Below are 24,902 nucleotides of genomic sequence, written 5' to 3'. Positions count from 1 at the left end.
CTTTGGTTGGAGAAGATCAGCCGATCTGGAAAATCTTGCCCGGGTTGAGGATGTTCTTCGGGTCCAGCGCCTGCTTGATGGCGCGCATCATCGCCACCGCGCCTTCGCCGGCCTCTTCCAGCAAAAAGCCCTGCTTGTGTACGCCAATGCCGTGCTCGCCGGTACAGGTGCCGCCCAGCGCAATGGCGCGCTGCACCAGCTGGTGGTTGAGCTGCTCGGCCTGCGCGCGCTGGGTATCGTTGTCCGGGTCGATCAGGTAGCCAAAGTGGAAGTTGCCATCACCCACGTGGCCCACGAGGAAGTAAGGGATGCCGCTGGCATCGGCCTCGGTCACGCACTGCAGCAGCGCATCGGCCAGGCGGCTGATGGGCACGCAGGTATCGGTGGTGATGCAGCGGCAGGCCGGCACGCTGGCCACGGCCGCAAAGTAGGCGTTGTGGCGGGCGGTGAAGAGGCGCGTGCGGTCTTCCGGGCGCTCGGCCCATTCAAAGGCATTGCCGCCATGTTCGCTCGCCAGGTCTTGCACCATTTCGGCCTGTTCCTTGACGCCGGTGGGCGAGCCATGGAACTCCATCAGCAGCATCGGTTCTTCGCGCAGATCGAGCTTGCTGTAGGCATTGACCATGCGCACCGCATTCACATCGATCAGCTCCACCCGCGCAATCGGAATGCCCAGCTGGATGGTCTCGATAACGGTGCGCACTGCAGCCTCGATGGTGCTGAACGAGCAGATGGCCGCGCTCACCGCCTCGGGCAGCGGGTAGATGCGCAGGCTGATTTCGGTAAAGATGCCCAGCGTGCCTTCGCTGCCCACCATCAGGCGCGTCAGGTCGTAGCCGGCCGCGCTTTTCTTGGCACGGTTGCCGGTGCGGATCACCTGGCCGCTGGCCGTCACCACCTCCAGCGCCAGCACGTTCTCGCGCATGGTGCCGTAGCGCACGGCATTGGTGCCGCTGGCGCGGGTCGATGCCATGCCGCCAATGGAGGCGTCAGCCCCCGGGTCGATGGGGAAGAAAAAGCCCGTGTCCTTGATCGCCTCGTTGAGCTGCTTGCGGGTGATGCCCGGCTGCACGGTGATGGTCAGGTCCTCGGTGTCGATGGACAGCACCTGGTTCATGCGGTTCACATCGATGCTGATGCCGCCTTGCACGGCCAGCAGGTGGCCTTCCAGCGACGAGCCGGCGCCGTAAGCGATGACGGGCACCTCGTGCTGGTGGCACAGCGCTACGGCATCCTGCACATCCTGGGTGGATTCGGCATAGACCACGGCGGCCGGTGGCGGCGCAGTGAGCGAGCCTTCGTCGCGGCCATGCTGTTCGCGCACGGCCAGCGAGGTGACGCACTGGCTGCCAAAACGGGCAGTGAGCGCGGCCATAAAGGCATCGGGAATAGGGCGCTGCGCAGCAGCCAGGATGTGGGGGGAGGTGGGCGCGTTCATCGGGTTCTCCAGGGCGGGAACCAAGAATAGCACCGCCCGCCCCCCAGCGCTGTCCGCTGCGCTGCAGCCGCCACAACGAAAAAACCCCGCCGTAGCGGGGAGAGGGAGAGTTCGGGAAAACCGGCGGGGGGCGCCGGTCAGAGAGACTTTTTGACCGGCTGACGCGCCTGGTGGCGACGCGGGTCATGGGTGCCCAGTTGGCGCTCGACCTGGATAATGCGGCTGCCGCTGGCGGCCTGGCCGATGCGCTGTTGGCTGCTGCTCAGCGGCTGGGCACTGGCCATTGCCGATGTGACCGCAATCGATGCAAACAGCATCACGCTGCGGGCGTCAAACGAATGGGCGAAAAACTTGCCAGACATCTGTAGATCCTTTCGTCATTCAGACATGGCTCTATTGAACCCGGAATCGGCGCTGTTTGCTATCATTTTTGCTTAGTGTTGCCAAGGCTACAAATTAACCGCGCCGGTAACAGAAAATAGGCGGAGATTCACAGCCGCTTTACAAGGATTACCCATGGGCAACCGTCTCTCCCAAATTGCGACCAGAACCGGTGACGATGGCAGCACCGGCCTGGGTGACAACAGCCGCGTCTCCAAGGCCAGCGGCCGTCCCCAGGCGATGGGCGATGTCGATGAGCTCAACTCCCACATCGGCCTGCTGCTGTGCGAGCCGCTGCCCGCCGATGTGCGCGATCTGCTGGTCGACGTGCAGCACCAGCTGTTCAACCTGGGCGGAGAGCTGTCGATGCCCGGCTACGAGCTGCTGAAAGACGATGCGCTGCTGCAGCTCGATACCGCATTGGCGCACTACAACGCGCAGTTGCCCCGGCTGGCTGAATTCATACTGCCTGCGGGCACGCGCGCTGCCGCGCAGTCCCATGTATGCCGCACCGTGGCGCGCCGCGCCGAACGCATGGTGGTGGCGCTGGAGCAGGGCGAGGCCATGCGCCCCGCGCCGCGCCAGTACCTCAACCGCCTGTCCGATTTGCTGTTTGTGCTGGCCCGGGTGCTCAACCGGGTCGATGGCGGCGACGATGTGTACTGGAAGAGTGCGCGGCTGGCGCGTATGCAGGCCGATGATGGGCACGGCGGCCCCGGCGACAGCAACATCGGCGCCGGCCGCTGAGCGCCGAGGCACCGCCCATGCGCCTGCGCCATATCGAAGTCTTCAACGCGGTGATGCACACCGGCAGCGTCAGCGCTGCGGCGCGCCTCATCAACATCTCGCAGCCAGCCGTCAGCCGCACCTTGCAGCATGCCGAGCTGCAGCTGGGCTTTGCACTGTTCCAGCGCAGCAAGGGCCGGCTGGCGCCGACCAGCGAGGCGCTGGCCTTGCTGCCGCATATGGAAAAGCTGTTTGCCCAGCTCGAAGAGGTGCAGCGCCTGGCCGACAGCCTGCGCAAGGGCCGCGACAGCGACGAGCTGCGCATTGCCAGCGTGCTGGCGCTGAGCCACGAGGTGCTGCCCCGGGCGCTGGCGCAGTTCAAGCAAAAGCACCCGCATGTCAGCGTCAGCCTGCAGTCCTTGCATTCGCCGCAGATCGTGTCGGCGCTGATGATGCAGGAGGCCGATGTCGGCTTTGTGCTGAGCAATGTGCAGCAGGCCAGCCTGCAGCAAGAGAGCCTGGCGCGCGTGCCCATGGTCTGCGTGGTGCCCAAGGGCATGCTGCCACCGTTCAAGCTGCGCGCGGGCAGCCTCTCGCTCGATGACCTGACCGGCGTGCCCACCATCAGCCTGGATGCGCAAGACCCGGTGGGCATGCTGCTGAGCCAGCTGACCCGCGAATCCAGCGCCGGGCTGGACCACTTTGTCACCGTGCAGACCTACCACACGGCCTTGGCGATGGCCCACCACGGTTTGGGCGTGGCCATGGTCGATGGCTGCACTGCCTTGTCGGCTGACCACAGCAAGGTCGATGTGCTGCCGTTGGCGCCTGGCCTGCAGGTGCCGGTGAATGCGATCCGCGCGGTGTCGCAACCGCAGTCCTTGCTGGTCAAGGCGATCACGCGCGAGATGCAGAAGGTGCTGGCGGCGCAGCTATAGCGCCACGCGCTATTGACGGCTGCTCAGGCGGTCTGGCCGATGTCGTAGGCCAGCTGTGCCGCCGTGCCAAACGCCAAGGTAAAGCCCAGCGCGCCATGGCCGGTGTTGATCCACAGATTGCGTGCGCCGGCAGATCTGGCAATCGGCACGGCAGTGGGCGTCGCAGGGCGCAGGCCGGCCCAGGGCTGGACATTGACGTATGCGCTGCAGCCGGGAAACACCGCTTCGGTGGAGTCGCAAAGGCTTTGGATCTTGTCCTGCGGAATGCGCAGGTCGTGGCCCACCAGCTCCACCATGCCGGCCACGCGCAGGCGCTGGCCAATCCGCGCAAACACCACCTTGCGGGCGCTGTCGGTGATGCTCACCGTCGGCGCCTTGTAGCCCGCTGCGGCCACATCCAAGGTGATGCTGTAGCCCTTGAGTGGGTAGACCGGCAGATCCACACCCAGCGGCTTGCACAGCGCCACGCTGTCCACCCCCAAGGCGACCATGAAGTGCTCGGCCTCGATATCGCCCTGCGCGGTCTCCAGCGCGACGATGCGGTCGCCCTCGCGGCGCAGGCGCTGGATGGGGGTGTCCATCAGGAACTTCACCCCTTTTTGGCGCAGCCAGGCTTCGAGCTGGCGGCAGACCTGGTAGCAATCGGCGGCGCATTCGCTGGGGGTGTGTACCGCGCCGGCAAACTGGCTGCGGTAGGCAGCCAGCGCGGGCTCCAGTGCCACGGCTTCATCGGGGCTGACGATGCGCTGTGGCGCGCTGCCCAGCCGGCTTTGCATATCGACCTGCTGGTGCGCCGCCTGCACCGCTGCATCGCTGGGGTAGAGCACCAGCTTGCCGGTGCTGCTGTAGTCCCAATCACCGCCCACCTGGGTTTGCATCGCCTCAAAGCGCTGGCGGCTGACGGCAGCCAGCTGCAGCAGGCTGCGGGTGCTGGCGGCAGAGCGGTCGGCATTGCAGGCGCCCAAAAAAGCCAGGCCCCATGTCCACTGCTGGGGATCGGCCTGCAGGCGGAACTTGAGCGGCGAATCGCTGCTGAACAGCAGCTTGGGCAGCTGCTTCCAGATGGCAGGGTCGGCCAAGGGCTGCACATAGCTGTAGCTCAGCTGCGCACCATTGCCCATGCTGGTGCCGCTGCCGGCGTGGGATGCCTTGTCCACCACGGTCACGTCGTGCCCCGCCATGGTCAGCTCATAGGCGGCAGCCAAACCCACAATCCCCGCACCCAGAATGCATACCTGCATGGAACACCCCCTGAAAACCCTTAAATATAGGCGCTTGAAAACCGCCTGTCGCATAGCAAAATGGGCATCAGGCATGCCATTTGCTTATAGGTACAGCGGTTCCGCCTCTGTGCGGTATGCCATGCACCATAACCAAGCGTTATGGGGCTGTCCCAAAAAGGCATTGTTGAAACAAAGTGCTGGTTTCTACACTGTTCGTATTGTTTGATTCAAGGAGGTTCACCATGAAGTTTGTTAAGTCGCTGGTCTGTGCTGCTGCCGCCATCGCCTGCCTGCCCTCGGCCTTTGCCGATGTGCTGGCCAAGGCCAAGGATTCGGGCGAAATCACCTTCGCCTACCGCGAATCCTCGGTGCCGTTCAGCTACCTCTCCGGTGGCCAGAACGCCATCGGCTTCTCGGTGGACATCTCCAACGCCGTGGCTGATGCCGTGCGCAAGGAAATCGGCAAGCCTGACCTGAAAGTGAAATGGCAGTCGGTCACCTCGGCCAACCGCATTCCGCTGATCCAGAACGGCACCATCGTGCTGGAATGCGGCTCCACCACCAACAATGCCGCGCGCAACAAGGATGTGGATTTCGCGATCAACTACTTCTACACCGGCACCCGCGTCGCGGTGAAGAAGAGCTCCGGCATCAACAGCTGGGCCGATCTGAAGGGCAAGACCCTGGCGATCACCACCGGCACCACCAATCTGCCTGTGGTGCGCAAGTACAGTGCCGACCAGAAGCTGGACATCAACATCACCCTGGCCAAGGACCATTCCGACGGCTTCCTGCTGATGGAAAACGACCGCGCAGCCGGCTTTGCGATGGATGACATCCTGCTGTACGGCCTGAAGGCCAACTCCAAGGACCCCGCAGCTTACGAAGTGGTGGCCGATGCACTGCAAGTCGAGCCCTATGCCTGCATGCTGCCCAAGGACGACCCAGCCTTCAAGAAAATCGTCGATGGCGTTATCGGCGGCATGATGAAATCCGGCGATTTCACCAAGCTGTACGACAAGTGGTTCCTGCAACCCATCCCGCCCAAGAACCAGGCGCTGGGTCTGCCGATGAACAAGGAACTCAAGGACAATCTGACAGCGCAAAGCGACAAGCCTGCGACCTGATGGACAATCCCGTGTCGTGCACGGCACGCACTGCAATGGCCCGGCAACGGGCCATTTTTTATTTTCTCTGGAGTTGGGTATGACGCTTCGTACCGTAGGCATTCTGGGTGGCATGGGCCCCGCGGCTGGCGCTGATTTTGTACGCCTCTTTGTGCAGGCCTGCGCAGACCATTTACGCGCCAGCGGCACCCCGATGACCGACCAGGGCTACCCCGAGCACTGGCTGGCCCAGCTGCCGATACCGGACCGCAGCGCAGCGCTGCTGGCGCCCGACAGCGCGCAAGATCCGTTCGCGATGATGTGCCAGGGTCTGGACAAGCTCCAGGCCGTGGGCGCCGTGGCCATTGCCGTGGCCTGCAATACCGCCCATGCCTGGCATGAACGCCTGCAACAGGCCTACCCCCAGCAGCAGCTGCTGCACATTGCGCGCGTGGTGGCCGAGGGCTTGCAGCAGCAAGGCCAGCTGTCTTGCATGCTGCTCGCCACGCAGGGCACCTACCGCATCGGCTTGTATGACCAGGCGCTGGCCGCCTGTGGTATCACCGTGCATCTGCCCGAAGAAGCCGAGCGCGAGCTGTTGATGCGCGGCATCTACCAGGGCGTGAAAGCCGACCGCATGGACCAGGCACGTGCCGACTTTGGCGCCGTGGCCCAGGCCATGCGCGTCCGCCATGGCGATGTGCCTTTGATCATGGGCTGCACCGAAATACCGCTGGCCTTGCCAGGGGCGACCAGCGTGCAAGGCCTGCCGCTGATCGACCCGGCCTGGGAGCTGGCGCGGGCGTTGGCGCGTGTGGCCTACAGCGCCTGACAGCGTCTTAAGAAGCGTCTTCGAGCATCGCCATGGTGATGCGCGAAACGCAAGTCAGTTTGCCCTCGTCGTTGACCATGTCGATCTGCCAGACCTGGGTCATGCGGCCGATATGCACCGGCTTGGCGGTGCCGGTGACCCAGCCGCTCTTCACGCCCCGGATATGGTTGGCATTGATATCCAGCCCCACACAGCGCCAGCCGGCGGGCGACGAGAACAGCGCGCCGACAGAGCCCAGCGTCTCCGCCAGCACCACGCTGACGCCCCCGTGCAGCAGCCCGAACGGCTGGTGCGTGCGGTGGTCCACGGGCACACGGCCCACCAGGTAGTCGTCGCCGATCTCCACATATTCGATGCCCAAATGTTCAATCGCCGTGTTGCGCGCTTTGTCGCGCAGCACGTCCAGCGAGATGGGTTTTTTCCAGATAGCAGTCATGGGTGTTGGGGTGCTCAGCAAGGGAATGCCACAGCATAGCGCTGCGCGGGCGAGCTGCCTACCGCCTGGATGACGCGCCGGTGCGCGTGGTGCGCTGCCGTGAGCTTTGTGGCAGCTTTTGACGCAGTTCCGGGGCTCGGGGCCCGTCCGCTCAATTGCTCGTCGGCACCTGCTCGCCATCGCAGTCCGGGCTGCTGTGGGCGTCATCGGGGGCGGCGCCGTCTTCTACCAGCAGCTCCACCAGTTCGCGGGCAAAGGACGGCAGGGATTCGAGGTTGCGCACGACGATCTGCATCTCGCGGTTGGACCATTCGTCGGAGATGCTGATGATGCGGATGTCCATGCTGCGTGCGTGGCGGCGGGCGGCGGATTCGGGCAGGATGCCGATGCCTACGCCGGCTTCAATCATGCGGCAGGCGGCTTCGAAATTGCCCACCTGGATGCGTTGCTTGATGGGGCGGTGCAGCAAGTCGCTGTGCTGGCGCAAGAAGGCATGGATGGCGCTGGATTCATGCAGGCCGATGTAGTCGTATTCCAAGGTATCGCCAAAGGCCACGGCCTTGCGGCGGGCGAGGGCATGGTCGGCATAGACGACCAGCACCAAGCGGTCGCGGCGGTAGGGCATCGCTACCAGGCTTTCGGTGCGCACCTGGCCGGCAACGATGCCGATATCGGTCTGGCCTTCGCCAACAGCGCGGATGATGTCGTTAGACAGGCGCTCGCGCAGGTCGATATCCACATCCGGGTGCTTGCGCAGATAGGCGCGCAGCACAGGAGGCAGAAACTCGCCCAGCGCGGTGGTGTTGGCAAACACGCGCACATGGCCCTTGATGCCGCGTGCGTACTCCTGCATGTCGCCGCGCAGGTGCTCGATCTGGCCCAGCACCGTGCGCGCATGCTGCACAAAGGCCTGGCCCGGCAGGGTCAGCGTTACTCCCTGGCTGGTGCGGTAGAGCAGCTTGACGCCCATGCTCTCTTCCAGGTTCTTGATGCGGGTGCTGGCCGCTGGCAGCGAGATGAACGACAGCTCGGCCCCCCGCGTCATGCTGTTCGCGTCTGCCACGTGCACCATCAGGCGCAGATCTACCAAGTCAAAATGCATAGCCATGGCGCGATTGTAGGCGCTGATAGCAACCACACCCGGGGCGGGCGACCCCGCCTGTCACCCAGGTTGGGTGCCATCAACGGCCCTCAGCATTCAACGATATGCACCGCCAGCCCGCCCAGCGAGGTTTCCTTGTACTTGCTCATCATGTCGGCGCCGGTTGCGCGCATCGTGGCAATCACCTTGTCCAGGCTGACGATGTGCGAGCCATCGCCGCGCAGGGCCATGCGTGCGGCGTTGATGGCCTTGACGGCGGCCAGCGCATTGCGCTCGATGCAGGGCACCTGCACCAGGCCGGCGACCGGGTCGCAGGTGAGGCCCAGGTGGTGCTCCATGCCGATCTCGGCGGCGTTCTCTACCTGCTCTGGTGTGCCGCCCATGACGGCACAGAGGCCGGCAGCGGCCATCGAGCAGGCCACGCCCACTTCGCCTTGGCAACCGACTTCGGCGCCGGATATCGAGGCGTTCTCCTTGTACAGCAGGCCGATGGCGCCGGCGGTCAGCAGAAAGTCCACCACCCCGGCCTCGGTGGCGCCCGGCACAAAGCGCCAGTAGTAATGCAGCACGGCGGGCACAATGCCGGCGGCGCCATTGGTGGGTGCGGTCACCACGCGGCCACCGGCGGCGTTTTCTTCATTCACCGCCAGCGCAAACAGGTTCACCCAGTCGATCACCTCCAGCGGATCGGTGCTGGCGCTGCCCGCATGCTGGGTCAGGCCTTCGTAAAAACCGGCGGCGCGGCGTTTCACATTCAGCCCACCGGGCAAGTGCCCTGGGGTGCTGCAGCCGCGCTGCACGCAGTCCTGCATCGCTTGCCAGATTTTGAGTAGGCCGCTGTCGATGTCGGCATCGCTGCGCCAGTGGCGTTCATTGGTGCGCATGATCTGCGCAATGGGCTGCTGGTGGTCATGCGCCAGCTGCAGCAGCTGCGCGGCGCTGTGAAAGGGCAGGGGCAGCACCTCGGTGTCCGGTGCAATGGCCTGCTGGCGCTCGGCATCGTAGGCCGCCTCTTCGCTGACGATAAAGCCGCCGCCCACCGAGTAGTAGGCCTGCGCATCGACCAGTGCATGCTGGGCATCCCAGGCCTCAAAGCGCATGCCGTTGGGGTGAAAGGGCAGGCTCACCTCGCCAATCAACAGCAGGTCGGTGGCGGGATCAAACACGATGCGCTGCTCGCCGTTCAGCAGCAGCTGATGGCTGCGGTGGACCTCGGCAATGAGGGCGTCGACGGCATTCACATCCACCGTATCGGGCGCATGGCCGGCCAGGCCCAGGATCACGGCGCGGTCGCTGGCGTGGCCAATGCCGGTAGCGCCCAGGGAGCCAAACAGCTGGCAGCGCAGGCGTGCCACCTGGGCCAGTACCCCTTGGCGCTGCAAGCGCTGCACAAAGGCATGCGCGGCGCGCATGGGGCCCACGGTGTGCGAGCTGCTGGGCCCGATACCGATCTTGAACAAATCAAACACGCTGACTGCCATGGCTAGCTTCCGATCATTTTTGCAACTGCAGACTGGCGCCGAGGATAGCGCTGATTTGCGCCTTGGCAAGCGGAGAAGCACCAAGCACACCCAAACAGGCATGCGGCCCCAGGCGGCTGGCTACGAAAGCATCGGCATGTGCGAGCGCCGCATGCTGCCGCATCAGGCCGGCCTGCGCCACCAGCACCAGCTGCTGCACCCATTGCCGCGCCTGCGCTTGTTGCGCCCAGGCATCCTGCGCCATCGCCTGCCACTGGGTGTGCAGGCGCTGCAGTGCCTGTTGAACGGGCAGGTCCTCCACCGCCATGCGTTGCAAGTCCTGCCACAGCGCATCGCGCAACGTGGGCTCGCGCTGCAGCGCCTTGAGCACATCCAGGCACATCACATTGCCCGAACCTTCCCAAATCGAATTCACCGGCGCTTCGCGGTAGATGCGGGCCAGCGCCGAACTTTCGGTATAGCCATTGCCGCCCAGCACTTCCATGGCCTCGGCGCTGCAGGCAATGGCACGTTTGCAGACCCAGAACTTGGCCGCCGGTGTCATGATGCGCTGCCAGGCCAGCGCCGTGGTCTTGCCTGGGGCGCTGCTGTCTTCAAAGGCCTGCGCCAGTTGCATGGCCAGCAGCAGCGCTGCTTCGCTCTCCAGCGCCAGGTCGGCCAGTACCGATTGCATCAGCGGTTGCTCGACCAAGGCCGCGCCAAAGGCCTGGCGGTGCTGGGCAGACCACAGCGCCTGCACGGTAGCCTGGCGCAGCAGCGCGCTGCTGCCCAGCACGCAGCACAGCCGCGTGATGGTGGCCATCTCCATGATGGTGGCAATGCCCCGGCCTTCCTCACCCACCAGCAGGCCATAGGCATTGTCCAACAGCACTTCGCTGCTGGCATTGCTGCGGTTGCCGACCTTGTCCTTGAGGCGCTGAACCAGCACGCTGTTGCGGCTGCCATCGGGCCGCCAGCGCGGCACCCAAAAACAGGCCAGTGGTGCCTGCAGCGCATGGGCGTCCTGCGCGCTGTTGGCCATGCGCGCCACCACCAGGTGGGCATCGGCCATCGGCACCGAATAAAACCATTTATGGCCTTGCAACCGGTAGGCGGCGCCGCGCCCGCCGCCCGATGCATCCAGCGGGTAGGCGACCGTGGTGTTGCTGCGCACATCCGAACCGCCTTGCTTTTCGGTCATGCCCATGCCCACCCACAAGGCCGTCTTGTCTGCCATTGGCGCATCATGCGCGTCATGGCTTGTGCTGGTGATGCCGCGTGCGATCTGTGCCCACAGCGCGGGCTCCTTGCGCAACACCGGGATCGCCGCCGTCGTCATCGTTGCGGGGCAGAGGCTGCCGGCCTCTGCTTGGCCATGCAGGTAAAAGCCGGCGGCCCAGGCTGTCCAGCGGCCGCTTGCTGCATCTTCCGGTGTATCGGCAAACGGCATGTCGATCAGTTGCTGCGCGCGGTAATGCGCCAGCACCTGGTGCCATGCGGGATGAAACTCCACCTGGTCAATGCGCCGGCCCCGTGCATCCCACTGCTGCAACTGCGGTGGGTGGCGGTTGGCCTGGTCGGCCCACTTTGCAAAGGCCGCGCTGCCCACGGTGCGCGCATGCTGCTGCAGGCCCGGTAGCCAGGCATGGGCCTGTGCGCGCGCCAGAGCGGCCTGCAAGGCCGGATCGCTGCCCAGCGGGTCGTAGCCGACCAGCTCATCCACCAGGTTGTCTTTGTCGCGCTCTGCCATGGCTGCTCTCCCCGAGGTGCTTGCCCATTCTATGAATGGAGCCAGCCCATGGCAAAGCCGATCAGCGCGTGGCGTTCAGCCGGTCCAGCCGCAGGCGCTGGCGCTCATCGCCCAGCGCACGAGCGGCCAGCAGCACGCTGCCGCCTGCGGCCAGCGCGCCGGCAAAGGTCAGCAGCAGCAATAACAGGATCTGGTACTTGGCAGCTTCCAGCGGGTCCATACCGCCCAGGATCTGGCCGGTCATGATGCCCGGCAGGGTGATCAGCCCGGCCGCCGACATCTGGTTGATGATGGGGATCAGCCCCCGGCGGATCGCTGCGCGGGTGTGCGGCGCCATCGCGCGGCGGAAGGACACCCCGAGCGCCAGCTGCGCCTCGATGGCCGCGCGGCCGGTGCGGACGCCGTCAAAAAAACTGTCCAGCCCCAGGCTGGCGGCATTCAGCACGCTGCCCAGCACAATGCCCATCAGCGGTATGGCATAGCGGGCATCAAACCAGGGGTCAGGCCGCACGGCAGTCATCAGCGCCAGCACCACGGTCGACAGGCTGGACAGCGCCACCACCAGCCCGGCAATGCGGTAGTTGCCCCCGCCCGCCAGCCGCTGGTGCGGCCGCACCGCCACCTCGCGTGCTGCAGCGGCAATCATCACCAGCACCACCACCAAGGTGGTGCCCGGGTGTGCCTGCTGGAACACCAGCCGCAGCACATAGCCCACCAGCAGCAGCTGCACCACCATGCGCAGCGATGCCCAGAGCACCTGGCGCTGCAGCTGCAGGCGCATGGCCCAGGATGCGGCAGCGGCGGCCAGCACCAGCGCGGCGCCCACCAGCAAATCGCTGGGCTGCAGATGGATGGCCGGGTTCATTGCGCAGCCTCCATCGGCAGCAACTGGTGATCCACCAGCTGCATGCAGCGCTGGCCCACGCGGGCCGCCTGCGCATGCGAATGCGTCACCCACAGAAGGCTCAAGCCCTGCTGCTGGCAGCCCTGCAGCAACTGCTCCACCGCTGCCACCGACGCCTCATCGAGCGCCGCCGTGGGCTCATCGAGCAGCAGCACCTGGGGTTGGCGCAGCAGCCCGCGCAGCAAGGCCAGGCGCTGGCGCTCTCCGGTCGACAGCTGGGTCAGCGGAATATCGATGAAGCCCTGGCGCAACCCCAGCTCGCTGGCCATCTCCAGTAATGCCGATTGCGTGCCCGGCGGGAAATGCTCCAGCACCGTCGGACCCCACCAGGCGGGCTCCGCCGCCAGGTACATCACCTGCTGGCGCCAGGCCGGGCCGCTGAAGGCGCTGCGCGGCTGGCCGTTGAGCAGCACTTCACCACTGCCCGGGTCCAGGTCGGCAATCAGCCGCAGCAGCACCGATTTTCCCGACCCCGAAGCGCCCATGACGGCGATGCATTCGCCTGCGCCCAGCTCCAGCGAGCAGGGCCCGCTGATGGGGCTTTGGAGAGTGCGGATGGACAGGCGGGGAGGGGTGGTGGCGGGCATGGAGGCTGAGTGTAGCGGTGGGTAGTTGGCAGCGTTTCTCAGGGATGCGATGGGTGAGTGTTCTGCTCGCCAGCAAAAAAGCCAGCAGTTCCCGGTCAGGGGCTGCTGGCTCTCGGAGGTGGAGAAGCGCCGGGGCTATTGCTCGTTAGGCTGGGCGGCAGCGTCTGCCAATGCCTGGCGGAGTGCTTCTGGATCGGCAGGCGTTTGGGCTTCGGCGTCCTTCAAGAGGATGCCTGTGCCGTCATCGTTGTTGGTGGTCAGGCGGCGGACCACCAACAGCTTGGTGGCCGTTTCCGGTGTGGCGCCGGTCACACCTTCGCCGTCATTGACGGCGTAGTTCAGGTAGTAGACCTGTTCGGTGCGATCGGCGGCGTTGAGCTTGAGGCAAAGCAGCAGACCGGCATTGGGACCGCTGGTCAAATGCTCACAGCCAAAACGGTAGTTGGAGGTGGCGGCAAAGCCGGTTCCGTAACCGCTTCCCGTCGCCAGCTTCTCCAGCCTGACGAAATCGGTCGACGCTGTGCTGGCGCCCAGAGACGTGAACAGCCACATGCCAAACAGGCTCTGCGGGCTGTTGTCATAGCCGAAGCTGAAGCGGGAGATTTCCTTTTCCGCTTCGCCGGGGAATTTGATGTAGCCCTTGGTGCCGGACTCGAAGCGCATGGACACCACGCCATCGTTGCCGTTGTCCTGGCCAATGCGTTCGTTGCTGCCCAGATAGCGGCCGCCACGGTATTTGTTCAAGGTGCCGGAATACTGGTTGTTCTTGTAGGCGCCCGAGGTCAGGTAGAACGTGGCATTGCCGCTGGCGTCGTAGGCATACATTTGCATGACCAGGGTCTGGTTCTGCACATCGATGGCCAGGCCGCGACCGGGCTTGCCATTGAGCTCGCTGGTGACCACCCAGGTGCCCGATTGGGGCATGTAAGCCTGGGCCATGCCGGTGCCCAGCAGGGCGCCGATTGCAATCCATTTTTTCAGCATATGTCCGTCCGTTTGTTAATAGTTTTAAACAATTGAAACGGCATTAGAGCATAGCTTTACAAAATAGAAGCATGGGTTCTACTTTGTTTGCATTGCAACAACAATTTTTGAAACTATTCGGCGCCACACACCCGCAACACCGCCTCCCCATAAGCCTCCAGCTTTTTCACCCCAATCCCGCTTACGCCCTGCAGCTCATCCAGACTCTGCGGATTGCGCTGGGCGATGGCGGCCAAGGTAGCGTCGGCGAAGACGACGTAGGCGGGCACGTTGTGCTCCTTGGCCACTTCGGTGCGCCAGGCCTTGAGGTTGATGAAGCGGACCTGCTCGTCGGGGCCCAGGTTTTGCGCGGCGACGGCGGGTTTGGTGCTGCGCTGGCGTTTGCTGGGGCTGCGTTCGGCGGTGCTTTCGCGCAGCTCCACGGTTTGCTCGCCGCGCAGCACGGCGCGTGAGCCGTCGCACAGCACCAGGGTCTCAAAGCTGTAGCCGGCCTCGGTCTGCATTTTTTGGGTGGCCAGTGCGCCAATGGCCAGCAGCTGGCGCAGCACGCCGCGCAGCTGGGGTTCGGTGTAGTCCTGGCACAGGCCAAAGGTGCTCAGCTGCTGGTGGCTGAACTGGCGCACCTTGTCGGTTTCCTTGCCGCGCACGATGTCGAGGATATGGGTGGCACCAAAGGTGACTTGGCTGGCGGCGTGGGCGCGGTAGATGGTGGACAGCAGCTTGCGCGCGGCGTCGGTGCCGTCCCAGGTTTTGGGCGGGTTCAGGCAGTTGTCGCAGTTGCCGCACTGGTAGCGCGGCGCCTTCTCGGCGGATGCGGCGGATGCCTCGGGGTGGGCCGAGTCGTAATCGCCGCCCTGGCCATAGACCTCGTCAAAATAGGCCAGCAGGCGCACGCGCCGGCAGTCGGTGCCTTCGGCCAGGCCGAGCAGCGCATCGAGCTTGCCGCGCATCACCTGCTTGAAGGCATCACCGGCCGGGCTCTCGTCGATCATGCTGCGCTGGCTGACTACGTCGCGGTAGCCATAGGCCATCCAGGCATCGGCGGGCAGGCCGTCGCGGCCGCCCCGGCCGGTTTCCTGGTAGTAGCTCTCGATGTTCTTGGGCATGTCGACGTGGGCAACAAAGCGCACATCGGGCTTGTTGATGCCCATGCCGAACGCGATGGTGGCGACCATCACAATGCCTTCTTCGCGCAGAAAACGGCTTTGGTTTTTTTGCCGCAGCTCGGCGCCCAGGCCGGCGTGGTAGGGCAGGGCGTTGACGCCGGCATCGCACAGGGTTTGCGCGACTTCCTCCACCTTTTTGCGCGAGAGGCAATACACCACGCCAGCATCGCCATCGTGCTCGCGCTCGATAAAGCGCAGCAGCTGGGCGGAGGCGTCTTTTTTCTCGACGATGGTGTAGCGGATGTTGGCGCGGTCAAAGCTGCTGATGAAGACGCGCGCCGATTCGAGCTGCATGCGCTCGACAATGTCGGCGCGGGTCAGCGCATCGGCCGTGGCGGTGAGCGCAATGCGCGGCACGCCGGCATAGCGCTGGTGCAGCACGGTCAGCTCACGGTACTCGGGCCGAAAGTCATGCCCCCACTGGCTGACGCAATGGGCCTCGTCGATGGCGAACAGGGCCAGCTTGCCCATCGCATGCAGCTCATCGAGCAGGCCCAGAAAGCGCGGGGTGTTGAGCCGCTCGGGCGCCACATACAGCAAGGTGATGCCGCCCGACAGCAGTTGCAGCTCCACATCGCGGGTCTGGTCGTAGTCGAGGGTGGAATTGAGGAAGGCGGCGTCCACACCGATCTCGTGCATGGCGCTGACCTGGTCGTGCATCAGCGCGATCAGGGGCGAGATGACGATGGTGGTGCCGTGGCCCTGCTGCTGGCGCACGATGGCCGGGATTTGGTAGCACAGGCTTTTGCCGCCGCCGGTGGGCATCAGCACCAGCGCATCGTCGCCGCCGATCACATGGTCAACAATGGCTTGCTGCGAGCCGCGAAAGTGCGCATAGCCAAAGGCATCCTGCAAAACGGTGTGGGCGAGGGAAGTCACAAATTGCTAGAGAAGGCAGCTGTGCCGGCCCCCGGGTGGGGCCGCGCAAGCGGGGGTGTCGTCAACCGGCCTGGCGGGCCTGCGTAGGCGGGTAGGCCAAGGCGGGGCCGCCCGGGCGGGCGCAAAGCGCTATTGTGCGCGTTTTGGGGCGCGGCAAGGCCGGCCAGGGTTTGCTGTGCGTAACGGGCTGTGCGGCAGCGCAGCGGGCTTGCACCCCCTGCGACGCCATACAACCAGCGCCGGTATGGCAAATAACGCCTGGCCGCCACGTGGGGGGCGGCCGCCCTACAATGGCCGCCATGTCACTGCCCCGCTACACCCGAGCCCAAGAACTGCCCGCCACCCTGGCCAAGCGCCTCGTCATCCTCGACGGCGCCATGGGCACCATGATCCAACGCTTCAAGCTGGGCGAGGCCCAGTACCGGGGCGAAGGCTATAGCGGCCCGGGCAGCGTCGGTGAGCGCTTCAAGGACTTTGCCTACGATGTGAAGGGCAACAACGAGCTGCTGTCGCTGACCCGCCCCGATGTGATTGGCGACATCCACGAGAAATACCTGGCCGCTGGCGCTGATCTGATCGAGACCAATACCTTTGGTGCGACCACGATTGCCCAAGAGGATTACCACATGGCCGAGCTGGCTTATGAGATGAACCTCAAGAGCGCCCAGCTGGCGCGCGCAGCCTGCGACAAGTACAGCACGCCGGGCCACAAGCGCTATGTGGCCGGCGCCTTGGGCCCCACGCCCAAGACCGCGTCCATCAGCCCCGATGTGAATGACCCCGGCGCGCGCAATGTGACCTTTGAGGCGCTGCGCCAGGCTTACCTGGAGCAGACCTTGGCGCTCATTGAAGGCGGCTCCGATGTGATCTTGGTCGAGACGATTTTTGACACGCTGAACGCCAAGGCGGCGCTGTTTGCGGTGGATGAGGCCTTCGAGCAATCGGGCCAGGTGCTGCCGATCATGATCAGCGGCACTGTTACCGATGCCTCGGGCCGCATCCTGTCGGGCCAGACGGTGACGGCTTTCTGGCACAGCGTGCGCCATGCCAACCCGCTGTCGATCGGGCTGAACTGCGCGCTGGGTGCAACCTTGATGCGCCCTTATGTGCAAGAGTTGGCCAAGGCCGCGCCTGATACCTTCATCAGCTGCTACCCCAATGCCGGCCTGCCCAATCCCATGAGCGATACCGGCTTTGACGAGACGCCCGAGATCACCAGCCGCCTGGTGCATGAGTTCGCGGCCGAAGGCCTGGTCAACATCGTGGGTGGCTGCTGCGGCACCACGCCGGACCATATTGGCGCAATTGCGCAGGCCGTGCAAAGCGCCACGGCGCGCAAGCTGTTCTACCCTGCTGCGGCCTGAGGCGTATTGCCGGTATCGGCCCGTTCTGGCCCTTTAGAACGGGTACTGGCGCTCGGTGGTTTGCATGGTGATCCAGCGGGTGTCGGTGAAGGCATCGATACCCTGGCGCCCGCCAAAATGGCCATAGCCTGAATCCTTGACGCCGCCAAACGGCATTTGTGCCTCGTCGTGCACGGTGGGGCCGTTGATGTGGCAGATACCGGCCTCGATGCGGGCTGCCACGCGCCAGCCGCGTGCGGTGTCGCGGGTGAACACCGCAGATGACAGGCCGAACGCGTTGTCGTTGGCGCAGGCAATGGCTTCGTCTTCGCCGTTCACGCGCACGATGCCTTTGACGGGACCAAAACTCTCTTCGTGGTAGATGCGCATCGCAGGCGTCACGCCGTCCAGCAAGGTGGCAGGCATCAGCGTGCTGTCCGCCTTGCCGCCGCAGACGATGCTGGCGCCGTGTGCCAGGGCATCGTCGATCAAGGCGTTGCAGCGCTCGACGGTAGCCATGCCCACCACTGATCCCAGCACCACTGGCCCCTGGCGGGGATCGCCCAATGGCAGCGCAGCAGCCCTTGCCGCCAGCTTGGCGACAAAGGCGTCGGCCACGCGCTGGTCGACCACCAAGCGTTCCGTCGACATGCAGATTTGCCCCGAGTTGGCAAAGGAACTGAAGCTGGCGGCGCGGGCCGCTGCCTCCAGGTCGGCATCGTCCAGCACGATGAAGGGTGCCTTGCCACCCAGCTCCAGCAGCGCGGGCTTGAGGTGGCGGGCGCAGGTTTGCGCAATGAGGCGGCCCACACGCGTGGAGCCGGTGAAGCTGACGCGGCGCACCGCCGGGTGGGCAACGATGGCTTCGACGATGCTGGCCGCGTCCTCTGGCGCATTGGTCACAAAGTTCAGCACACCGGGCGGCAAGCCGGCATCCTGCAGTGCCTCCATGACCAGACCGTGCGTGGCCGGACACCACTCCGAGCCTTTGAGGATGACGGTGTTGCCGCAGGCCAGTGCGGTGGAGATGGCGCGCACGGCCAGGATCACCGGCGCATTCCACGGCGCGATACCCAGCACCACCCCAGCGGGCTGGCGCACCGCCATGGCCAGGCTGCCCGGCACATCGGAGGGGATGACTTCGCCGCTGATCTGCGTGGTCAGGGACGCTGCCTCCAGCAGCATATTGCTGGCCAGGTGGACGTTGAAGCCCGCCCATTGGCCGGAGGCCCCCGTCTCGGATGCCATGGCTGCAGCGATGGCATCGCCCTTGGCGTGCAGGGTGTCAGAGGCCTTCATCAGCAGCGCGCGTCGCGCACCGGGCCCCAGCTGTGCCCAGGCCGGGAAAGCCGCTGCTGCCGCCTCGCAGGCCCGCACCGCATCGGCCACCGTGGCGGCAGGGGCGCGGGATGCTGCCGTGCCATCGAGCGGATTCTTGCGCTCCACCGTCGCCGCATTGCTCGCATCGCAAGCCCGGCCACCTATCAGCATTTTTTGTTCAATCATTGCAGGGGCTCCTGTTTGCTGCCATTCATCCACGCTCAGGCCCACATCCTCAACCAGGCTGGCAAACCTTGTTTGCTCTCGGGCATGGTGGCTGATGAAGGCTTGGCGATGCATGGGGATGGGTGTGGCGCCAAGGCTGTAGATGCTATCGATCAGACGCCATTGCTGCAACGCGCTGGCAATGCGACGACTTGGCAGGCTTGGCCGCAAGGACTTCAACGGCAGTCGGCAGATGCGCCAAAAGCTTGGTTAGGCAAGTCAGAAATCAGAGCACCATGCCCGCATCGCTCATGCGGCGGGCATAGACGCTCAGCAGCACGCGCTCGGAATGGGTCAGGTAGTCATGCATCAGCTTGGCGGCCTGCTCCATGTCCCCGGCCTCAAAGCGCTCCAGGATCTGGGCATTCAGGTCGATGTAGGGCGCATGCATGAACTCGGCATCGCCCAGCATGCCAAATGCCAGGCGCAGCTCCACCAGCAGGTGCGAGAACAGGGTGTTGAGCCGCTCGCTGTCGGCCAGCGCCACAACGCCCTTGTGAAAACGCATATTGCCGGTGCCCACTTCGACCCAGCGGCCGGCTGCGCGCAGCTGCTTCTGGGCGGCGACGGCTTCGCGCATCTCTTTGCGCGCCGGGTGCTGGGGAATCGCCTGCTGCAGCGCCTGGCACTCGATCATGCGGCGCACGCGGTAGATATCCATGATGGAGGCCATCGAGGGGATGGCGACAAACACGCCCCGGTTAGGCAAGTGGCGCAGCAGGCCTTCCTTGGTCAGCAGTCGGAACACCTCGCGCAAGGTGTTGCGCGAGATCTCCAGGCTCTCGCTCAGCGCCACCTCGGACAGGCGCGATCCGGGCTGGAATTCGCCGCGCACGATGCGCTCGCGAATCTGCTCGGCCACGCGATCATTGAGCGAGAGAGTAGGCAGTGCAACATTCATGGCGATCGCAGGTAGTCAGAGATTGATACACATGATAGCGGTGGCCTCTAGCCCAGCCCAGCGGATGGCCTCAGCCTCTGAATCGGTCAGTATGGCGATTTTCGTCGCCATAAAGACGAGGTTTTCGCCTACATCACTATTTGAAAGCAGATGTGTACGGGTTTTCCCGATGAGAAAGGCTGTTTTGTTTGGCTAAACTTTTGTATTGTTCAACAAACTCAATTTGACCATCATTGAAATTGATAGGTTGTTGAACAAAAACTATGCGGTGACCCAGCCTTTGGGACGGGCGCCGTGCCTATAACAAACCTTGTATTGTCATGGACAACTCAATCATCAACCTCTGGCCCCTCCTCGGGGTGGCCGTCATCGTCGTGGGATTCATCCTGCGCTTCAATCCCTTTGTGGTAGTGGTGGTGACGGCGCTCGTCACCGCTGCGCTGGCGGGTTTCCCGGTCCAGAAAGTGCTGGCCGAGCTGGGCACGGGTTTTGTCAAAACCCGCAACCTGCCGCTCATCCTGGTACTGCCGCTGGCCGTGATCGGTCTGCTCGAGCGCCATGGCCTGCGCCAACATGCGCAAAACTGGATCGGCCACATCAAGTCGGCCACCACGGGCCGTCTGCTGATCGTCTACCTGGGCGCGCGCCAACTGACCGCCGCCATCGGCCTGACCAGCCTGGGTGGCCATCCACAAATGGTGCGTCCGCTGCTGGCCCCTATGGCTGAAGGCGCGACCGAGACCCGCTACGGCAAGCTGCCCGAAGCGCTGCGCTACCGCCTGCGTGCTTTCAGCGCCGCGACCGACAACGTCGGCCTGTTCTTCGGCGAAGATATTTTTGTGGCCTTCGGCGCGATTGTGCTGATGACCACCTTCCTGCATGAAGCCGGTGTCGATGTGGAGCCGATCCATGTGGCCGTATGGGGTATCCCGACCGCCATCTGCGCGTTCCTGATCCATTCCTACCGCCTGCATCGCCTGGACCAGTACATCGCCAAGGAAATGGCTAACGCGCCATCTGCCGCTTCCACTACCCGCGAAGGAGGTGCAGCATGATTTTCAGCATCACCCAAGTCTATTGGCTGGCTGGCCTGGTCATGGCGGCTGTGGCCGTCTTCAATCTGCTTGATGCCAGCAACCCCAAGCGCTGGACTACTGGCCTGTTCTGGGGTCTGTATGCGGTCATGTTCCTGCTGGGCGACAAGATGCCGCCTGAAGTGGTGGGTGCTGGCGTGATCGTGCTGGCGCTGATCGTGCTGGTCAAGGGCGTAGGCGGCGGCAAGCCGCAAGTGCGCAGCGATGCCGAGAACAAGGAAAGCGCTCTGCGCCTGAAGAACAAGCTGTTTGTGCCGGCGCTGGCGATCCCTGTGGTCACCGTGATTGGCAGCGTGCTGCTCAAAGACTTCAAGATTGGCGGCAACTTCCTAATCGACCCCAAGAACGCCACCCTGGTGAGCCTGGCACTGGGCTGCATCATCGGTGCGGCCATGGCCTGCAAGATGACCCGCGAATCGCCGGTGCAATCGCTGCGCGAATCGCGCCGCCTGGTCGATGCCATGGGCTGGGCCATGGTGCTGCCGCAGATGCTGGGCATGCTCGGCCTGGTGTTCTCGGACGCTGGCGTTGGCAAGGCGGTGGCCCATGTGACCACCACCTACATCAACATGGATCTGCGCTTTGTCGCGGTGCTGGTGTACGTGGTCGGCATGGCGCTGTTCACCGTCATCATGGGCAATGGTTTTGCGGCCTTCCCGGTGATGACCGGCGGCGTGGGCGTACCCGTGCTGATCAACATCTACAACGCTGACCCGGCCATCATGGCGGCGATTGGCATGCTCTCTGGCTACTGCGGCACCTTGCTGACGCCGATGGCCGCGAACTTCAACATCGTGCCGGCGGCACTGCTGGAGCTACCGGACCGCAATGCCGTCATCAAGGCGCAGGTGCCTACGGCGCTGGGCATCCTGGTCTGCAATGTGTTTTTGCTGTACTTTTTGATGAACCACTGATCGCCGCAACCACAGGACTTCTGCATGACTGACACAACCGTACTGGTGCTGGGCTTTGAGCCCTTTGACAAAGCCCCCCTCAACCCCGCGTGGGAAGTGGCCCGCACGCTCGATGGCAAGACCATCGACGGTGCGCGCATTGTTGGCGTGCAGCTGCCCTGTGTGTTTGGCAAAGCGCTGGATGCGCTGGACGCAGCCCTGCAGCAGCACCGGCCCAGCCTGGTGATTGCGCTGGGCCTGGCCGGCGGCCGCACGGCCTTGTCGATCGAGCGCGTGGCCATCAATGTGGACGATGCCCGCATCGCCGACAACGCCGGCCAGCAGCCCATCGATGTGGCGGTGGCCACCGATGGCCCAGCGGCCTATTTTGCGCGCCTGCCCATCAAGCAGGCCGTGACTGCAATGCGTGCAGCCGGTGTGCCCGCCGAGGTGAGCAACACCGCCGGCACCTTTGTCTGCAACCATGTCTTCTACGGCCTGATGCACCGCCTGAACACCGTGCCCGCCTGGGCGCAAACGCGCGGCGGCTTTGTGCATGTGCCCTACCTGCCCGAGATGGCAGCGGCGCTGCCTGGCGCCCCCAGCATGGCGGTGGAGACGCAGTGCAAGGGTATTGAGGCGCTGATTGCAGCCGTGCTGCGGCATGATCCCGAACAGCAGGATCTGCAGCTGAGCGCAGGCCAACTCCACTGAAATTCATAAGAAAGGTAGCACCATGTCCCTCACCATGGATTTGAACAGCGACCTGGGCGAGAGCCTGGGCGCATGGAGCATGGGCGACGATGCGTCTATGCTGTCCATCGTCAGCAGTGCCAACGTGGCCTGCGGTTTTCATGCAGGCGATCCGGCTGGCATTCTCGATACCTTGAAAAAAGCCAAGGCCAACAATGTCGTGGTCGGTGCCCATGTGGCCTACCGCGACCTGGTGGGTTTTGGCCGCCGCAACATGGATGTGGCGCATGCCGACCTGGTGAGCGATGTGATCTACCAGATTGGCGCGCTGCAAGGCCTGGCCGCTGCGGCTGGCACCACGGTGCGCTATGTCAAACCCCATGGCGCCCTGTACAACACCATCGCCCAGGACCGCCGCCAGGCCGCCTCGGTGATCGAGGCTATGCAGGCCGTCGGCGGCCAGCTGGCGCTGGTGGTGCTGGCTGGCTCGCCGCTGATGCAGTGGGCGCGCGAAGCGGGCCTGACGGTGATTGCCGAGGCCTTTGCCGACCGTGGCTACACGCCGCAAGGCACCTTGGTGTCGCGCCGCGAGCCAGGCGCTGTGCTGCACGACCCTGAGATGGTTGCCCAGCGCATGCTGCAGCTGGTGCAGCAAGGCACGGTGCAGGCCAATGATGGCTCGGTGGTTGAAGTGCAAGCCGATTCCATCTGCGTACACGGCGACAGCCCTGGTGCGGTGGCCATGGCCCAGGCGGTGCGTGAGCACCTGCAAGCCGCAGGCGTGCAGATCCGCTCCTTCATGGACAAGGCGGGCGCATGAGCGACGAACGCACGATGCGCTTTCTGCCGGTGAGCGACCAGAGCATGCTGGTGGAGCTGCAGGACCTGGAGCACACCTTGGACCTGCTGGCCGCCCTGCAGGCCGAGCTGCCCGCTGGCGTGCAGGAGCTGGTGCCCGCTGCGCGCACCATCCTCATCTCCTTTGACCGCTGGCAGACCAGCGCTGCCGATCTGCAGCGCCATATGGCGGCACTGCGCCTGGGCCGCCAGGCCCGCAGCGCCGGCCAGCGTGTCGAGATTGCCGTGCATTACGACGGCGAGGACCTGGCCGATGTGGCGCAGATCCTGGGCATTGATGTCCCCGAGCTGATTCGCCGCCACAGCGGTACGGATTACAGCGTGGCCTTTTGCGGCTTTGCGCCCGGCTTTGCCTACCTGACCGGTGGCGATCCGAGCCTGAACGTGCCGCGCCGCAGCACGCCGCGCACCAAGGTGCCTGCGGGCTCGGTCGCCATTGCCGGCACCTTCAGTGCCGTCTACCCCAATGACACCCCCGGCGGCTGGCAGCTGCTGGGCCGCACCGACGTGCCCATGTGGGACCTCCTGCGCAACCCGCCTGCCTTGCTGCAGCCGGGCATGCTGGTGCGCTTTGTCGATGCCAGCACCGCGGCTGGCCAGGCGCTGCTGCAGCAGCAATCTGCCGTGCAGGCCCAGTCCCCCGCAGCAGCCGAGCACACTGGTGCCGGCATGTGTGTGCGTGCCACCGGTTTGCAAACCCTGGTGCAGGATGCCGGCCGTGCCGGCCAGGCGGGCCAGGGCGTATCGGCCGCCGGCGCGTTGGACCAGGGCGCCATGCGCCGTGCTAACCGCCTGGTGGGCAACGACGCACGCCAATCGGTGCTGGAATCGGTCGCCGCAGGCCTGCAATTGCAAAGCCTGGGTGCCACCGTGCTGGCCGTTACTGGCGCCACCGGCCCCTTGACCGTGCGCAGCGCCAGTGGCGCTGCCTGGCAGGCCGAACGCAATGCGGCCATTGCCTTGAACGATGGCGATGTGATCCAGCTGGGCGAGCCCGACAGCGGCGTGCGCAGCTATGTGGCGGTGCGCGGCGGCTGGCTGGTGGAGCCGGTGCTGGGCAGCACCAGCACCGACACCCTGGCCCGCATCGGCCCCGCCGCATTGACCACCGGCCAGACCCTGGCCGTGGGCGATGCGCGCGATGCCGCTGCGGTGGAAGCCCCCGATCACACCCCACCTGCACTGCCCAAGGCCGGCGAGACGGTCGTGCTCGATGTCGTCATGGGCCCGCGCACCGACTGGTTCACCCCCGAGGCCGTGGCCCTGTTTGCCGCGCAGCGCTGGCAGGTTACCCCCCAGTCCAACCGCGTGGGCTTGCGCCTGGCCGGTGAAGAGGCCCTGGTGCGCAGCCAAACCCAGGAGCTGCCCAGCGAGGGCACCGCCCTGGGCGCCATCCAGGTGCCCGCCAGCGGCCAGCCCGTGCTGTTCCTGGCTGACCACCCCTTGACCGGCGGTTACCCGGTCATCGCCTGCATTGCCTCCTACCACCTCGACCTGGCCGCGCAAGTGCCTGTCGGTGGCTGGCTGCAATTCCGCCCCCTGGCGCCCTTTGCGGACCTGGTGAGCTGAGTGTTGAACAGGGCGTGCGCGCCCCGTTCTTGAATGGATATAGCTATGAGCGAAGTGTTGATTGCAAAAGGCTGTGAAACACGCTGCGGCAATC

The 24,902-nt window shown here is 64.8% G+C and carries 23 protein-coding genes; 10 read left to right on the top strand and 13 right to left on the bottom strand.

The window, feature by feature from the left end:
• Positions 1–16: 16 nt before the first annotated feature.
• Positions 17–1,438, bottom strand: coding sequence for an FAD-binding oxidoreductase (locus HS961_RS02195; protein ID WP_182326173.1), 1,422 nt, complete (start codon positions 1,436–1,438; stop codon positions 17–19).
• A gap of 137 nt (positions 1,439–1,575) precedes the next feature.
• Complete coding sequence (locus HS961_RS02190; protein ID WP_182326172.1) at positions 1,576–1,800, bottom strand: hypothetical protein; 225 nt, start codon at positions 1,798–1,800, stop codon at positions 1,576–1,578.
• A 154-nt stretch (positions 1,801–1,954) separates the two neighbouring features.
• On the opposite strand from HS961_RS02190, the gene HS961_RS02185 reads away from it, so the two are divergent.
• Together HS961_RS02185 and HS961_RS02180 are read left to right on the top strand one after the other, a co-directional pair.
• Positions 1,955–2,566, top strand: coding sequence for a cob(I)yrinic acid a,c-diamide adenosyltransferase (locus HS961_RS02185; RefSeq protein WP_182326171.1), 612 nt, complete (start codon positions 1,955–1,957; stop codon positions 2,564–2,566).
• Positions 2,567–2,583: 17 nt separating this feature from the next.
• Positions 2,584–3,483, top strand: coding sequence for a LysR substrate-binding domain-containing protein (locus HS961_RS02180; RefSeq protein WP_182326170.1), 900 nt, complete (start codon positions 2,584–2,586; stop codon positions 3,481–3,483).
• Between the two features lie 23 nt (positions 3,484–3,506).
• Here HS961_RS02180 and HS961_RS02175 read toward each other — a convergent pair whose 3' ends face one another.
• Positions 3,507–4,724 (bottom strand): D-amino acid dehydrogenase, encoded by a 1,218-nt coding sequence (locus HS961_RS02175; RefSeq protein WP_182326169.1) that lies wholly within the window; start codon positions 4,722–4,724, stop codon positions 3,507–3,509.
• 224 nt (positions 4,725–4,948) lie between these two features.
• Between HS961_RS02175 and HS961_RS02170 the strand changes: the two genes are divergently transcribed.
• Together HS961_RS02170 and HS961_RS02165 are read left to right on the top strand one after the other, a co-directional pair.
• Entirely contained in the window at positions 4,949–5,833 is an 885-nt protein-coding gene (locus tag HS961_RS02170; protein WP_182326168.1) for an amino acid ABC transporter substrate-binding protein, read from the top strand.
• Positions 5,834–5,912: 79 nt separating this feature from the next.
• Complete coding sequence (locus HS961_RS02165; protein WP_182326167.1) at positions 5,913–6,644, top strand: aspartate/glutamate racemase family protein; 732 nt, start codon at positions 5,913–5,915, stop codon at positions 6,642–6,644.
• Between the two features lie 7 nt (positions 6,645–6,651).
• Here the strand turns inward: HS961_RS02165 and HS961_RS02160 are convergent, their stop codons facing one another.
• The 8 genes from HS961_RS02160 to recQ form a co-directional block, all read right to left on the bottom strand.
• On the bottom strand, positions 6,652–7,080 hold the full coding sequence (locus HS961_RS02160) for a hotdog fold thioesterase (protein ID WP_182326166.1): 429 nt from the start codon (positions 7,078–7,080) through the stop codon (positions 6,652–6,654).
• Between the two features lie 151 nt (positions 7,081–7,231).
• Positions 7,232–8,188, bottom strand: a complete 957-nt coding sequence (locus HS961_RS02155) for a LysR family transcriptional regulator (RefSeq protein ID WP_182326165.1) — start codon at positions 8,186–8,188, stop codon at positions 7,232–7,234.
• An 83-nt stretch (positions 8,189–8,271) separates the two neighbouring features.
• Positions 8,272–9,663, bottom strand: coding sequence for an L-serine ammonia-lyase (locus tag HS961_RS02150; RefSeq protein WP_182326164.1), 1,392 nt, complete (start codon positions 9,661–9,663; stop codon positions 8,272–8,274).
• A gap of 13 nt (positions 9,664–9,676) precedes the next feature.
• Entirely contained in the window at positions 9,677–11,392 is a 1,716-nt protein-coding gene (locus HS961_RS02145) for an acyl-CoA dehydrogenase family protein (RefSeq protein WP_182326163.1), read from the bottom strand.
• A 61-nt stretch (positions 11,393–11,453) separates the two neighbouring features.
• Positions 11,454–12,257: an ABC transporter permease gene (locus HS961_RS02140; RefSeq protein ID WP_182326162.1), complete on the bottom strand. Its 804-nt coding sequence runs from the start codon at positions 12,255–12,257 to the stop codon at positions 11,454–11,456.
• Positions 12,254–12,883 carry an ABC transporter ATP-binding protein gene (locus HS961_RS02135; RefSeq protein WP_182326161.1) on the bottom strand — a complete coding sequence of 210 codons (630 nt, stop codon included), beginning with the start codon at positions 12,881–12,883 and terminating at the stop codon, positions 12,254–12,256. Before HS961_RS02135 ends, HS961_RS02140 begins: the two co-directional genes overlap by 4 nt.
• A 135-nt stretch (positions 12,884–13,018) precedes the next feature.
• A complete protein-coding gene (locus tag HS961_RS02130) occupies positions 13,019–13,867 on the bottom strand; it encodes a hypothetical protein (protein WP_182326160.1) in 849 nt (282 codons plus the stop codon).
• Between the two features lie 113 nt (positions 13,868–13,980).
• Positions 13,981–15,912 carry a DNA helicase RecQ gene (recQ, locus tag HS961_RS02125; protein WP_182326159.1) on the bottom strand — a complete coding sequence of 644 codons (1,932 nt, stop codon included), beginning with the start codon at positions 15,910–15,912 and terminating at the stop codon, positions 13,981–13,983.
• Between the two features lie 299 nt (positions 15,913–16,211).
• On the opposite strand from recQ, the gene HS961_RS02120 reads away from it, so the two are divergent.
• Entirely contained in the window at positions 16,212–17,276 is a 1,065-nt protein-coding gene (locus HS961_RS02120) for a homocysteine S-methyltransferase family protein (protein ID WP_182326158.1), read from the top strand.
• 33 nt (positions 17,277–17,309) lie between these two features.
• Here HS961_RS02120 and HS961_RS02115 read toward each other — a convergent pair whose 3' ends face one another.
• Together HS961_RS02115 and HS961_RS02110 are read right to left on the bottom strand one after the other, a co-directional pair.
• The gene (locus HS961_RS02115) at positions 17,310–18,761 is read right to left on the bottom strand and encodes an aldehyde dehydrogenase (protein ID WP_182326157.1); all 1,452 of its coding nucleotides are present in this window, start codon (positions 18,759–18,761) and stop codon (positions 17,310–17,312) included.
• A 265-nt stretch (positions 18,762–19,026) separates the two neighbouring features.
• On the bottom strand, positions 19,027–19,701 hold the full coding sequence (locus tag HS961_RS02110; protein ID WP_182326156.1) for a GntR family transcriptional regulator: 675 nt from the start codon (positions 19,699–19,701) through the stop codon (positions 19,027–19,029).
• A gap of 320 nt (positions 19,702–20,021) precedes the next feature.
• On the opposite strand from HS961_RS02110, the gene HS961_RS02105 reads away from it, so the two are divergent.
• Genes HS961_RS02105 through HS961_RS02085 form a run of 5 tightly spaced genes read left to right on the top strand, consistent with a single transcriptional unit; the run spans position 20,022 to position 24,808 of the window.
• Entirely contained in the window at positions 20,022–20,756 is a 735-nt protein-coding gene (locus tag HS961_RS02105; protein WP_182326155.1) for a DUF969 domain-containing protein, read from the top strand.
• Positions 20,753–21,709: a DUF979 domain-containing protein gene (locus HS961_RS02100; protein WP_182326154.1), complete on the top strand. Its 957-nt coding sequence runs from the start codon at positions 20,753–20,755 to the stop codon at positions 21,707–21,709. Before HS961_RS02105 ends, HS961_RS02100 begins: the two co-directional genes overlap by 4 nt.
• 24 nt (positions 21,710–21,733) lie before the next feature.
• Entirely contained in the window at positions 21,734–22,402 is a 669-nt protein-coding gene (gene pcp / locus HS961_RS02095; RefSeq protein ID WP_182326153.1) for a pyroglutamyl-peptidase I, read from the top strand.
• 22 nt (positions 22,403–22,424) lie between these two features.
• Entirely contained in the window at positions 22,425–23,201 is a 777-nt protein-coding gene (locus HS961_RS02090; RefSeq protein ID WP_182326152.1) for a LamB/YcsF family protein, read from the top strand.
• Between the two features lie 14 nt (positions 23,202–23,215).
• The gene (locus HS961_RS02085) at positions 23,216–24,808 is read left to right on the top strand and encodes a carboxyltransferase domain-containing protein (protein ID WP_182328078.1); all 1,593 of its coding nucleotides are present in this window, start codon (positions 23,216–23,218) and stop codon (positions 24,806–24,808) included.
• Positions 24,809–24,902 lie beyond the last annotated feature (94 nt).

Source organism: Comamonas piscis (assembly GCF_014109725.1).
Classification (GTDB): Bacteria; Pseudomonadota; Gammaproteobacteria; order Burkholderiales; family Burkholderiaceae_C; genus Comamonas; species Comamonas piscis.
This window is presented reverse-complemented; position numbering and strand designations above follow the sequence as displayed.